We start from the raw sequence: 12,392 nt of genomic DNA on the forward strand, positions 1-12,392 counted from the left end.
CCCTTCGGTACGGAGCGGATCCTAACGAGCCGCCAGCGCCCGCTCCCCCGCCGCCCGCATCGCGGCCAGCGGCGCCTTGGGGACGCCCGTCATCTGCTCGACCTGGAGGACCGCCTGGTGGACCAGGAGGTCCAGACCGCCGACCACCTTGCCGCCGCGCTCGGACCAGGCCGCGGCGAGTGCCGTCGGCCAGGGGTCGTACAGGACGTCGAAGAGGGTGCCGACCGTGTCGGGCACGGCGCTCGCCAGGGCGTTCGTCGTACCGGCGGGGGTGGTCGCGACGACCAGCGGGGCCGCGAAGGCCTCCGCCGCGTCGTCCCAGGCGGCGGTACGGACGTCCACGCCGAGCCGCTCGCCCCAGCCGCGCATCTCCTCCGCGCGCGCCTCGCTCCGTACGTACGCGGTGACGGGCCCCGCGCAGATCCGGGCGAGGGCGGCGAGCGCGGAGGAGGCGGTGGCGCCGGCGCCGAGGACCGCCGCCGACTCCACCTTCTCGACATCCCGCTCCCGCAGGGCGGCGAGCATGCCGGGGATGTCCGTGTTGTCGCCGGCCCGCCGCCCGTCCTCGCGGAAGACGACCGTGTTCACGGCCTCGACCGAGGCGGCCGTGTCGCTGATCTCGTCGAGCAGCGGGATGATCGCCCGCTTGAGCGGCATGGTCAGCGACAGGCCGGCCCAGCTGCGGTCCAGCTCGCCCACGAACCCGGGCAGCCCGGCCTCGTCGACCTCGAAGCGCTCGTACGACCAGTCGTCGAGGCCGAGCGCGGCGTACGCGGCCCGGTGCAGGACCGGGGAGAGCGAGTGTGCGATCGGCGAACCGACGACGGCCGCGCGGCGTTGCTCGTTCACTGCCCCTGCTTCCGTTCCTTCTCGTACTCCGCGACGTTCTGGTTGTGTTCCTTGAGGGTCACGGAGAAGACGGTCTTGTTCTCGTTGATCGACACGAAGTAGTACCACGGGCCGTCGGCGGGGTTCATCGCCGAGTTCAGCGCCTCGATGCCGGGGTTGCTGATGGGACCGGGGATGAGGCCCTTCACGTCGTACGCGTACGTATTGTACGGATCCTTGATCTTGCGCATCTCTTCGACGGTTCCGACGTCGAGGGTGCTCTCGCCCTTGAGGTAGTTCACCGTCGAGTCGAACTCCAGACGGCCCACGGTCTCCACGTTGTTCGGCTTGAGGCGGTTGTAGACCACCCGCGCCACCTTGTCGAAGTCGTGTTTGTACTTGCCCTCGACCTGCACCAGGCTCGCGACCGTCAGGACTTCCCACGGCCCCTTCAGACCGTGCTCCTTCGCCTTCGCGTCGAGGTCGAGCTTCCCGTACTCCTGGTTCGCGCGGTTGACCATCTTGCGCAGCGCGTCCTCGGGCTTGTTGCCCTTCGCGACCGGGTAGCTCGCCGGGAAGAGGAAGCCTTCCAGCGGGTCCTTGATGTCGGGGTGGTTCTTGGCCCAGTCGGGCAGGCCCAGGCTGTTCGCCTTCGCGAAGGCGATCTCCTTGGTGGTACCCGGCTTCAGGTCGAGGCGCTTGTCGAGCTGGTCGTAGACCCAGGCGTTCCGCTTGCCCTCGGGGATGACCATGTTCGCCTGGCTCTTCGGGTCGAGCATCATCGTGACCGCGCTGTCCGCCGACATCTCCTTCTTCAGCGTGTAGACGCCGGCCTGAATGGAGAGGCCGTCGGGGTTGCGTCCCTGGGCCGAGACGAAGGCGTCGACGCTCTTGACGACGCCCTCCTTCTTCAGGATGTTGCCGATGTCGGAGCCGAGCGCGCCCCTGGGGATCTCGACCTGCACCTCGCCCGTGCCCGTGCCCGCGTAGTCCTCGGCCGCGCCGAACTGGCCCTGCCAGAACTGGTAGCCGAAGTAGCCGACGCCACCGACGCCGCCCGCCAGGACGAGCGTGACGACGAGGCAGGCCACGCCGTTCTTGCCCTTGCGTTTGGTCGCCTTGCTCCGGCGTTCGCGGTCGCCACCGCGGGAGCCCCGGCCGCGGCCCGGCTCGTCGTCGTACTCGTCGTCGTCCGGGTCGTCCTCGCCGGTGAAGAAGGGGTGCTTCTCCTCCTCCGGCTCCGGGCGGGCCTCTTCCTCCGGCGCCCAGTCGATCACCGGCTCCGGCGGGTGCTGCCGGCGGCCGGGAGGCTGGGGCGGGGGGTACGCCTCAGGGGTGCCGTACAGGTCGGGGTTCTGGCCGCCGTAGGGATCGGCCGGAGTCCCGGCGTACGGCATCGCCGCCTGGCCCGTCTCCCAGTTGCCGTCGTACTGCTGTCCGAGATGCCCGGGCGTGTCGTACCCGCCCTGGTACCCCGCCCCGTACTGCTGCTGCTCGTACGCCTGCTGGTACTGCTGAGGCTGCTGGTACTGCTGAGGCTGGTGCTGCTGATACTGCTGCGGGTCGACGTACTCCTGCGGCTGCTGCTGGTACTGCGGCTGCGCATGCTGCTGCTGGTACGGGTCGCCCTCGTACCCCTGAGCAACGTGACCGGCCTGACCGCCTTGCCCGTACGGGTCCTGGCCACCCTGCCCGTACGGGTCCTGGTAGCCGTGACCGCCCTGGTCGTACTGGCTCGCCTGCTGCGGATGCGGGTACTGCTGCTGGCCCTCCCACCCCTGGTCCCCGTAGAGCGGGTCCCCGGGGTGCCACGGTTCGGAGCCGGGGCTCCGGCCATACTCAGTCATCGATCCCCAAAACAGCCGCGAGGCTTCCGGACGATCCGCCTCTACGTAGTGCGGCAGCTGTTCGAACACCGCCGCATCGCGCGGAACGTTACCGTATCGCGATCAGATGACCACTTCGACGCCCTCACCGGGCGGATTACCTGATACCCGTTCGGACTCAAGAGCGTTCTGAAGGATGATCACAGCGGCGGCCTGGTCGATGACGGACCGCCCCTTCTTGGCCTTCACTCCGGAGGCCCGCAGACCCTGGGTCGCGGTGACCGTGGTCATCCGCTCGTCGACGAGACGGACCGGCACCGGGGCGATGCCCTTCGCCATCTCCCCGGCGAAGGCACGGACCTTGATCGCGGCCGGACCCTCCCGCCCGCTGAGCGAGCGGGGCAGGCCCACGACGACCTCGATCGGCTCGTACTCCTCGACGATCTGGCGGAGCCGCCGGTGGGCGGCCGGGACGTCACGTCCCGGCACGGTCTCCACCGGCGTGGCGAGGACCCCGTCGGGGTCGCACGAGGCGACCCCGATCCGGGCGTCCCCGACGTCCACCGCGATACGGCGGCCGCGGCGCATCGTCACGCCGTCTCCACCACGAGACGCTCGACGGCGGCGATGGCCTCGCCGACCGCCTCCGGGTTCGTACCGCCGCCCTGGGCGACGTCCGGCTTGCCGCCGCCACCGCCACCGAGGGTCTTGGCGGCCGTGCGGACCAGCTCGCCGGCCTTGAGACCGCGCTCACGGGCGGCCTCGTTGGTGGCGATGACCGTGAGCGGCTTGCCGTTGGCCGTGGTGAACAGGGCGACGACGGCCGGACGGTCGGACGGGATGCGGCCACGGACGTCGAGGACCAGCTTGCGCAGGTCGTCGGCGCCGGTGCCGTCCTGGACCTGACCGGTGACGAGGGCGAGGCCACGGATGTCCTGGGCGGAGTCGACGAGGCCGGCGGCGGCCTGGAGGACCTTCTCCGCGCGGAACTTCTCGATCTCCTTCTCGGCGTCCTTCAGCTTGCCGAGCATGGCGGAGATCTTCTCCGGCAGCTCTTCCGGGCGGCCCTTGACCAGCTCCTGGAGCTGGGCGACGACCGTGTGCTCCCTGGCGAGGAAGTTGTACGCGTCGACGCCGACGAGGGCCTCGATACGGCGCACACCGGAGCCGATGGACGATTCGCCGAGCAGCTTCACCAGGCCCAGCTGGGCGGTGTTGCCGACGTGCGTACCGCCGCACAGCTCCTTGGAGAAGTCGCCGATGGTGACGACACGGACCTGCTCGCCGTACTTCTCGCCGAACTCGGCGATGGCACCCTGGCGCTTGGCCTCGTTGATCGGCATGACCTCGGCGTGGACCTCCAGCTCGCGCGAGAGGACCTCGTTGATCTTCTGCTCGACGTCGGTGAGGACGGCGCCGGGGACGGCGTTCGGCGAACCGAAGTCGAAGCGGAAACGGCCGGGCTGGTTCTCGGAACCGGCCTGGGCGGCCGTCGGGCCGAGGGCGTCGCGCAGCGCCTGGTGCGTGAGGTGGGTGGCCGAGTGGGCGCGGGCGATGGCCCGGCGGCGGCGCACGTCGATGGTGGCGTAGGCGGTGGCGCCCACGGTCACCTCGCCGACCTGCACGGAACCCTTGTGCACGGAGACGCCCGGGACCGGCTGCTGGACGTCGCGGATGTCGATGACGGCGCCGCTGTGCAGCTTGATCCGGCCCTGGTCGGCGATCTGACCGCCGCCCTCGGCGTAGAAGGGGGTGCGGTCGAGGACGACCTCGACCTCGTCGCCCTCGGAGGCGGCCGGCGAGGAGACACCGTTGACGAGGAGACCGACGACCGTGGTCTCGCCCTCGGTGTTGGTGTAGCCGGTGAACTGGGTGGCGCCGTTGCTGTCGGCGATCTCCCGGTACGAGGTCATGTCGGCGTGGCCGGTCTTCTTCGCCATGGCGTCGGCCTTGGCGCGGTCCCGCTGCTCCTTCATCAGGCGGCGGAAGCCGTCCTCGTCCACGGCGAGGCCCTGTTCGGCGGCCATCTCCAGGGTGAGGTCGATCGGGAAGCCCCAGGTGTCGTGGAGCAGGAACGCCTTGTCGCCGGAGAGGATCGTGCCGCCGGCGGCCTTGGTCTCGGTGACGGCGGTGTCGAGGATGTTGGTGCCGCCCTTGAGGGCCTTCAGGAAGGCGGCCTCTTCGGCGAGGGCGACGGTCTCGATCCGCTTGCGGTCGGTGATCAGCTCCGGGTACTGCTCGCCCATCGTGTCGATCACGGTGTCGACGAGTTCCTGGACGACGAGACCGGAGGCGCCGAGCAGGCGCATGTTGCGGACGGCGCGGCGCATGATGCGGCGCAGGACGTAGCCGCGGCCCTCGTTGCCGGGGGTGACACCGTCGCCGATGAGCATCACGGAGGTGCGCATGTGGTCGGCGACCACGCGCAGCGAGACGTCGCTGTCGTGGGCCTTGCCGTAGGCGACGCCGGTGAGCTCGGTGGCCTTGTCGATGACGACCTGGAGGGTGTCCGTCTCGTACATGTTCTGGACGCCCTGGAGGATCATCGCCAGGCGCTCCAGGCCGAGGCCCGTGTCGATGTTCTTCGACGGGAGCTCGCCGAGGATCGGGAAGTCGTCCTTGCCGGTGCCCTCGCCGCGCTCGTACTGCATGAAGACCAGGTTCCAGATCTCCACGTACCGCTCGTCGTTGACGGCCGGGCCGCCCTCGACACCGAACTCGGGGCCACGGTCGTAGTTGATCTCGGAGCACGGGCCACAGGGTCCGGGGACGCCCATCGACCAGTAGTTGTCCTTCTTGCCGAGGCGCTGGATGCGCTCGGCGGGGACGCCGACGACGTCACGCCAGATCTGCTCGGCCTCGTCGTCCTCCTGGTAGACCGTGATCCAGAGCTTCTCCGGCTCGAGCCCGTAGCCGCCGTGCTCCACCGAGGAGGTCAGCAGCTCCCAGGCGAGCTTGATGGCGCCTTCCTTGAAGTAGTCGCCGAAGGAGAAGTTGCCGCACATCTGGAAGAAGGTGCCGTGGCGGGTGGTCTTGCCGACCTCTTCGATGTCCGGCGTACGCACGCACTTCTGCACGCTGGAGGCGCGCGTGAACGGCGGCTTGACCTCGCCCAGGAAGTAGGGCTTGAAGGGCACCATGCCGGCGGGGACGAGCAGCAGAGTCGGGTCGTCCGCGATGAGCGACGCCGAAGGGACGACGGTGTGCCCGCGCTCCTCGAAGAAGCTCAGCCAGCGGCGGCGGATTTCAGCCGACTCCATCAGTGGTCCTCATTCCGGTTGTACGAGATCGTGGGGATTGAATGCGTGGTCGGGTACGGGGTGGGGCCGAGCGCGCCCCGGCGGCGCGGCTCCGGAAGCTCCCGGCCCTGGGCCGGGCCCGGGTCGACGGGTGCGTCGAGGCCGAGCGCCTCCTCCAGTTCGGCCTCCCGCTGGACCATGCCCGCCCTCACGTCGAGGGCGAAGTCCTTGAGGCGGTGGCCGGTCTCGATCGCCTTGTTCGCGGCCTGGGCCGCGAGGCTCTCGGGGGTCAGCTGCTTCAGCTTCCGGTTGACCTTGGTGGTGGCCCACACGCCGGCGGCTGCGCCGGCCGTGAACCAGAACGTGCGGCGGAACATCGCGGCTCAGCCCTTCTGCTTCCGGCGTCGCGAGGACGGCACGGTACGGCCGACGATCACAGTACGTCGCGAGGAGGTCCGCGGCACGTCCGCGCCGTCCCCGCCGCGGCCGAGCGCCTTGCGCACCCCGTAGCCGAAGGCGGCGACCTTGACCAGCGGGCCGCCGAAGGTGGACGCGACGGTGGAGGAGAGCGCGGAGGCGTTGGAGGTGACCTCCTGGACGTCCGAGGCGATGGCGTCGACCCGGTCGAGCTGGGTCTGTGCCGAGCGGACGGTCGCGGAGGCGTCGGCCAGCAGGGGGACGGCCTGCTCGGTCACGTCCGCCACCATCTTGGTGGTCGCCCTGAGCGTCTGCGCCAGCCTCACCAGCACCACGGCGAGGAAGGAGACCAGGATCGCCCAGAAGACGGCCACCAGGATCCCGGCAACCTCTCCACCGGTCACTCTGCACCGCTCTCTGCTGTCGTTGGGCCCTTGCGAAAAGTCGTCCCCCGACCCTATCGCGCCCGGGCTGTCGCGCCGTACCGCATTACCGCCCGTGGGACGGGAGTTACGGGAACCGATTGTACGGAGCGCGCGGGGGTGAGTACGCTCCGTGTCCCATGCGACGGAGCAATCTCCCGGCGGAGCTGAACCGATTCGTCGGACGGGCCGCCGAGCAGGCCGCACTGACGGCCCTCCTTGACGCGTCCCGGCTGGTCACGGTCGTGGGCGTGGGCGGGGTGGGCAAGACCCGGCTGGCGCTGAGGGCTGCCGCGGGGGTGCAGAAACGCTACGGCGACGGGGTCCGGCTCGCCGAGCTCGCGCCGTTGCGCGACCCCGACCTGATCGAGTACGCCCTGGTCGAGGCGCTCGGCCTGACCGACCACACTCCCAGACCCCCGCGCGAGGTGCTCGTCGAGCACCTCGCGGAGCGGCGGACACTGCTGGTCGTGGACGGCTTCGAGCATCTCGTGGAGCACTGCGCGCCGCTGGTGCGCGAGCTCCTGGAGCACGCTCCCGGGCTCACCGTCCTGGCGGTCGGCCGGCGGCCTCTGCGGGTGGCGGGCGAGGCCGTCTTCCCGCTGGCACCGCTGGGCGAGGCGGACGCGATGACGCTGCTCGTGGAACGTGCGGCGGAGGCGGGCGCGCCGGCGCTGCCCGGTGCGGGAGCGGGGGCCGTCCACAGGGTTCCGGCTCTGACGGGCGCTCCGGCCCGCCCGCGAGCCACGGCCCTGCCCGGAGTGCCGGCCCTCCCCGGAGTACCGGGGCTCCCCGGCGGGTCGGCCCACGACGACGGGGCCACGCAGGCCCGCGGCCGGGACGCCGTACGGGAGCTGTGCCGGCGGCTCGACGGGATTCCGCTCGCCCTCGAACTGGCGGCCGGGCGGCTCCCGCTGCTCTCCGTCGAGCAGATGCTGTTCCGCCTCGACGACCGCTTCCGGCTCCTCACGGACGGCGCGCGCGGGGCGCTCCCCCGCCATCAGACCCTGCGCACCGCCATCGGCTGGAGCCATGAGCTGTGCACCCCGGAGGAGCGGCTCCTCTGGGCGCGGCTCTCGGTCTTCCCCGGCCCCTTCGACCTGGAGGCGGTGGAGTACGTGTGCGGGGGCCCGGAGCTGCCGCCGGAGCAGATCCTCGATCTGCTCGGCGGGCTGCTCGCCCAGTCGCTGCTCACCCGCGAGGACACCCCGGCGGGTCCCGCGTACCGGATGCTCGACACGGTCGCCGCGTACGGGGCGGAGTGGCTCGCGGCGCTCGACGACACCGAGCGGATGCGGCGGCGGCACCGCGACTGGTACATGGGCCTGGCCACCTGGTGCGAGCTGGAGTGGTTCAGCCCGCGCCAGCCCGAGGTCGCGGCCCTGACGGAGGCGGCGCTGCCGCATCTGCGGGCGGCCCTCGACCTGTGTCTGGAACTTCCGGAGGACGCGCATCTCGCCCAGCACCTGGCGGGCACGCTCTGGTTCGCATGGGTCGGCTGCGGGCGCCTCTCGGAGGGCCGGCACTGGCTGGAACGGGCACTCGCGCTCGAATCCGGCCACGAGGAGGCACGGCTGAAGGCGCTCTGGGTGCTCGGGTACGTCGCGGTCCTGCAGGGCGACGGTACGGCGGCGGTGGCGGCGCTCCACGAGTGCGGAGAGCGGGCCAGGTCCTCGCGGAACGCGCTGGCGGAGGCGTACGCGACGCACCGGATGGGCTGTCTCGCGCTGCTCACGGACGACATGCCGCGCGCCGAGGAGCTGATCGGGCGGGCGCTCGACGCGTACCGGGAGCTCGGCGAACTGAACAGCAACGTGCTGATGGGGCAGGTCGAGGTGGGCCTGGCGCGCGCCTTCCGGGGCGATCTGGAGGGGGCGGTCAGCCTCTGCCGCGAGGTCAAGGACATCTGCGAGGAGCGGGGCGAGCTCTGGGCCCGGGCGTACGCCCTCTATGTACTGGGGTACGCGGCCTGGACCAGGGACGCGTACGAGGAGGCGCGGGAGCTGCTCACCGAGTGCGTGTCCATCAACCACGCCTTCCGCGATCTGGTCGGGACCGTCCTGGCGATCGAGATGCTCGCCCTGGTGTCGGTCAGCGAGGGCGATCCGATGGAGGCGGCGGTCCTCCAGGGGGCGGCGGTGCCGCTGTGGGACACGGTGGGTGTCCGGCTCTTCGGCTCGGCGGCGTTCGACGCGCCGAGGACGCTGTGCCAGCAGCGGGCCGAGGAGGCGCTGGGGGCGGAGGCGTACGGCGCCGCGTTCCGGGCGGGCCAGGGGCTCTCGGCGGCGGAGGCGGTGGAGCGCGCGCTCGTGGCCGGTCGAAGTCCGGCCATCGGCGGCCCGGCGGAGGAGTCCGCCCCGCGTCCCTTCCGTACGGCCGGTACGGCGGCGGTCCCGGGAACGCGGAAGCCCGCCGGCTCCCCCACCGGAAAGGGTGGGGAAGCGGCGGGCTGAACACCGCGGGGGTGGTACTACTTCCCCCGGCTTGCGCCGGGGGCCCGAATCAGCGGGCGTAGTACTCGACGACCAGCTGCTCGTCGCAGATGACCGGGATTTCCTTGCGGTTCGGGTCGCGGTCGAGGCGGAAGGCCAGGGCCTTCAGGTTGACCTGCAGGTAGCGCGGGGTCTCACCGTCGGCGGCGAAGCCACCCTCACGGGCGACCTCGAACAGCGGCTTGGTGCGGCTGCGCTCGCGGACCATCACGACGTCGTCGGGACGGACGCGGAACGACGGCTTGTCGACCTTGCCACCGTTGACCTGGATGTGGCCGTGGACGACCATCTGGCGGGCCTGGTAGATGGTGCGGGCGATGCCCGAACGCAGGACCAGGGCGTCGAGGCGACGCTCGAGCTCGACGACCAGCGCCTCGCCCGTCTTGCCTTCGGCCTTCTTGGCGCGGTCGTAGGCGCGCGCCATCTGGCGCTCGCTGATGTCGTACTGGGCGCGCAGACGCTGCTTCTCGAGCAGACGGACCTTGTAGTCCGAGTTCTGCTTGCGGCCACGGCCGTGCTCGCCCGGCGGGTAGGGGCGGGCCTCGAAGTACTTGACAGCCTTCGGGGTCAGCGCGATGCCGAGGGCACGCGACTTCTTGACCTTGGGACGGGACTGGTTCGGCATGAACCAACCTCTCTACTGTGTACGAAACGGCTTCACCAGGGTTAGGGGAGGTCGCATCCGCAGCCGGGAAACCCGCCGGGTCCGTACAGGACGGACCTGCCGGGCAGCCGCTCCCAGGTCTGGGCACATACGTGCAGCACGCGAACGACCCACCGCCGCGCCCGGGAATCCGGGTGGTGGTGGGTTGCCCGCGACACCTTCGAAGGTGCGCGACGCTCCTGGAAACCCCGCCCGAGGGCCGGGTCTCCGGCTGACTGTCCCGTTCTGGTGTGCCGACCGGAGCCGGACACGGGACGCAGCAATCCCGACCAGTGTAGCGGCTCCGCGGGACTCCCTCGCACGCGGTCCGGCGGCCTCAGCGGCAGGTGTCCAGGAGCTCCTGGACCGCCTTCTTCTCCGGCGGGGACACCGTGAGGCCGTACTTCGCCTTGATCCCGGTCCAGCGCCGGCCGTACTCGCACCAGTACGCGGTCCTCGGCGGGCGCCACTTGTCCGGGGTCTTGCTGCTCTTGTCGTAGTTCGTCTGCTTGTCGGTGGCGAGCAGCACGTCCAGGTCGTTGGCGTACGTCAGCCGCCGCTCGGGCGTCCACGCCCAGGCACCCGCACGCCAGGCCGCACCGAGGGCGACGACGTGGTCGGTCTGGATCTGCGAGGCCTTGCGGTACGAGTAGGGCAACTGCTTGCCGGTGTACGGGTCGTGCAGGACACCGGACAGGACGACGCACGGGTTCCGGTCCCCGAGCCTCACGTCCGAGAGGTCCCGGTGCAGCACGTCGTCCCGGGTGTCGCAGCCGTTGCGCCCGCCGGGGGCGTCGGTCTCGTCGGACCAGCCCTTCCCGAACTTCGTCCGCTCGTACGTCTGCCAGTTCTCGCCCCGGGCGACCTCGAGGGCGGCCAGCTGGGTCCTCGCCTGCGCGGGGGTGGGCGGGAAGCCGGGGCTGACGAGGGGGACGGCGGAGTTCAGTGCGGCACTGGGCTCTGGTGCCTCGGTGTGCCCGCACGCCACCGCGCTCACTGCAAGGAGCAGCACTCCCGCTTTACGGATCATGGGGTGAGGCTAGGTGCGTGGGGTGCGGGTCCCGCGGAAGTGCGCCGTGCTGGGGGCTGTGCCCACCCTGCCCCCGGACTCCGTCCGGGGGCAGCCCCACGGCCCGCGGGGACGATCGCCCGCAGCCGGACCTACTCCTCGCCCTTCAAACGGGCCCTCACACGCTCGACCACGTCCGCGTAGCGGGCCTCCGCGCCGTAGCGGGTGGGTTCGTAGTACTGCTTGCCGTGGATGGTGTCCGGGGCGTACTGCTGGGCCGCGATGCCGCCCGGGACGTCATGGGGGTAGACGTAGCCCTGGGCGTGGCCCAGCTTGGCCGCGCCCTTGTAGTGGCCGTCACGCAGATGCGGCGGGACCGATCCCGCGTGGCCGTTCCGTACGTCCGCCAGGGCGGCGCCGATAGCGATGGTCGCCGCGTTCGACTTCGGGGCCAGGGCGAGGGCGATCGTCGCGTGGCTCAGGGTGAGCGCCGCCTCGGGGAAGCCGATCATCGCGACGGCCTGCGCGGCCGCGACGGCGATCGGCAGCGCGTTCGGGTCGGCGAGTCCGATGTCCTCGCTCGCGGAGATCATCAGGCGTCGGGCGATGAACCGCGGGTCCTCCCCCGCCTCGATCATCCGCGCCAGGTAGTGCAGGGCCGCGTCCACGTCCGAGCCGCGGATCGACTTGATGAGCGCGCTGGCCACGTCGTAGTGCTGGTCGCCGTCCCGGTCGTACTTCACGGCCGCCCGGTCGACGGTCTCCTCGACCGTCTGGAGGGTGATCTCCGGCTCGCCCTTGGCGATGGCCGCGCCCGCGGCCGCCTCCAGGGCGGTCAGGGCACGCCGGGCGTCGCCGCCCGCGACGCGCAGGAGGTGCGCCTCGGCGTCCTCCGGCAGGGTCACGGCTCCGCCGAGTCCCCGCTCGCCGGTGAGGGCCCGCGCCATCAGCCCGCGCAGGTCGTCGTCGGTCAGCGGCTCCAGGGTGAGGAGCAGCGAGCGGGAGAGCAGCGGGGAGATGATCGAGAAGTACGGGTTCTCGGTGGTGGCGGCGATCAGCGTCACCCAGCGGTTCTCGACGGCGGGCAGCAGCGAGTCCTGCTGGGCCTTGGAGAAGCGGTGGATCTCGTCGAGGAAGAGGACGGTCTCCTTGCCGTAGCCACCGACCGCGCGGCGGGCACCGTCGATGACGGCCCGGACCTCCTTGACGCCCGCGGTGATGGCCGACAGCTCCACGAACCGCTTGTTGGTCGCCTTGGAGACCACGTACGCGAGGGTCGTCTTCCCGATGCCCGGCGGGCCCCAGAGGATCACCGAGGAGGCGCCGGCGGGGCCGCCGTCCCCGTCGCCCACGAGACGGCGCAGCGGCGATCCGGGCTTGAGCAGGTGCTTCTGGCCCACCACCTCGTCGAGGGTGCGCGGGCGCATCCGGACGGCCAGCGGGCTGCTGGCCGGGTCCTTCTCCTGGCGGTCTTCGGCTGCTGCGGTAAAGAGGTCGGGCTCCACAGTCATGAAGC

Annotated in this window: 10 protein-coding genes; 1 reads left to right on the forward strand and 9 read right to left on the reverse strand. The window is 71.2% G+C overall.

All coding sequences use genetic code 11. The features are described from left to right. Positions 1 to 21: 21 nt before the first annotated feature. The 6 genes from OG462_RS10205 to OG462_RS10230 form a co-directional block, all read right to left on the reverse strand. Positions 22 to 849, reverse strand: coding sequence for a shikimate dehydrogenase (locus tag OG462_RS10205; protein WP_406056582.1), 828 nt, complete (start codon positions 847 to 849; stop codon positions 22 to 24). After that, entirely contained in the window at positions 846 to 2,675 is a 1,830-nt protein-coding gene (gene mltG, locus OG462_RS10210) for an endolytic transglycosylase MltG (RefSeq protein WP_406056584.1), read from the reverse strand. The genes OG462_RS10205 and mltG overlap by 4 nt, the downstream gene beginning before the upstream one ends. A 102-nt stretch (positions 2,676 to 2,777) precedes the next feature. Next, complete coding sequence (gene ruvX, locus OG462_RS10215) at positions 2,778 to 3,242, reverse strand: Holliday junction resolvase RuvX (RefSeq protein ID WP_406066454.1); 465 nt, start codon at positions 3,240 to 3,242, stop codon at positions 2,778 to 2,780. 2 nt (positions 3,243 to 3,244) lie between these two features. Further along, a complete protein-coding gene (gene alaS, locus OG462_RS10220; protein WP_406056586.1) occupies positions 3,245 to 5,914 on the reverse strand; it encodes an alanine--tRNA ligase in 2,670 nt (889 codons plus the stop codon). Then, complete coding sequence (locus tag OG462_RS10225) at positions 5,914 to 6,270, reverse strand: DUF6167 family protein (protein WP_406056588.1); 357 nt, start codon at positions 6,268 to 6,270, stop codon at positions 5,914 to 5,916. Before OG462_RS10225 ends, alaS begins: the two co-directional genes overlap by 1 nt. 6 nt (positions 6,271 to 6,276) lie before the next feature. Further along, on the reverse strand, positions 6,277 to 6,714 hold the full coding sequence (locus tag OG462_RS10230; RefSeq protein ID WP_055599503.1) for a DUF948 domain-containing protein: 438 nt from the start codon (positions 6,712 to 6,714) through the stop codon (positions 6,277 to 6,279). A gap of 158 nt (positions 6,715 to 6,872) precedes the next feature. Between OG462_RS10230 and OG462_RS10235 the strand changes: the two genes are divergently transcribed. After that, a complete protein-coding gene (locus tag OG462_RS10235; RefSeq protein WP_406056590.1) occupies positions 6,873 to 9,185 on the forward strand; it encodes an ATP-binding protein in 2,313 nt (770 codons plus the stop codon). Positions 9,186 to 9,234: 49 nt separating this feature from the next. Here OG462_RS10235 and rpsD read toward each other — a convergent pair whose 3' ends face one another. From rpsD to OG462_RS10250, 3 genes are all read right to left on the reverse strand, one after another. Then, positions 9,235 to 9,849 carry a 30S ribosomal protein S4 gene (rpsD, locus tag OG462_RS10240; RefSeq protein WP_024758279.1) on the reverse strand — a complete coding sequence of 205 codons (615 nt, stop codon included), beginning with the start codon at positions 9,847 to 9,849 and terminating at the stop codon, positions 9,235 to 9,237. 355 nt (positions 9,850 to 10,204) lie between these two features. Then, the gene (locus OG462_RS10245; RefSeq protein WP_406056593.1) at positions 10,205 to 10,897 is read right to left on the reverse strand and encodes an HNH endonuclease family protein; all 693 of its coding nucleotides are present in this window, start codon (positions 10,895 to 10,897) and stop codon (positions 10,205 to 10,207) included. Positions 10,898 to 11,028: 131 nt separating this feature from the next. Further along, positions 11,029 to 12,387, reverse strand: coding sequence for a replication-associated recombination protein A (locus OG462_RS10250; protein ID WP_406056595.1), 1,359 nt, complete (start codon positions 12,385 to 12,387; stop codon positions 11,029 to 11,031). Positions 12,388 to 12,392: the final 5 nt, after the last annotated feature.

The organism is Streptomyces sp. NBC_01077 (assembly GCF_045162855.1).
In the GTDB taxonomy this organism is placed as follows: Bacteria; Actinomycetota; Actinomycetes; order Streptomycetales; family Streptomycetaceae; genus Streptomyces.

Excerpts from the sequence above, each read along its gene's own strand:
- mltG (WP_406056584.1), bottom strand. The coding sequence starts at position 2,675 with ATGACTGAGTATGGCCGGAGCCCCGGCTCCGAACCGTGGCACCCCGGG.
- rpsD (WP_024758279.1), bottom strand. The coding sequence starts at position 9,849 with ATGCCGAACCAGTCCCGTCCCAAGGTCAAGAAGTCGCGTGCCCTCGGC.
- alaS (WP_406056586.1), bottom strand. The coding sequence starts at position 5,914 with ATGGAGTCGGCTGAAATCCGCCGCCGCTGGCTGAGCTTCTTCGAGGAG.
- OG462_RS10250 (WP_406056595.1), bottom strand. The coding sequence starts at position 12,387 with ATGACTGTGGAGCCCGACCTCTTTACCGCAGCAGCCGAAGACCGCCAG.
- OG462_RS10235 (WP_406056590.1), top strand. The coding sequence starts at position 6,873 with ATGCGACGGAGCAATCTCCCGGCGGAGCTGAACCGATTCGTCGGACGG.
- ruvX (WP_406066454.1), bottom strand. The coding sequence starts at position 3,242 with ATGCGCCGCGGCCGCCGTATCGCGGTGGACGTCGGGGACGCCCGGATC.
- OG462_RS10225 (WP_406056588.1), bottom strand. The coding sequence starts at position 6,270 with ATGTTCCGCCGCACGTTCTGGTTCACGGCCGGCGCAGCCGCCGGCGTG.
- OG462_RS10245 (WP_406056593.1), bottom strand. The coding sequence starts at position 10,897 with ATGATCCGTAAAGCGGGAGTGCTGCTCCTTGCAGTGAGCGCGGTGGCG.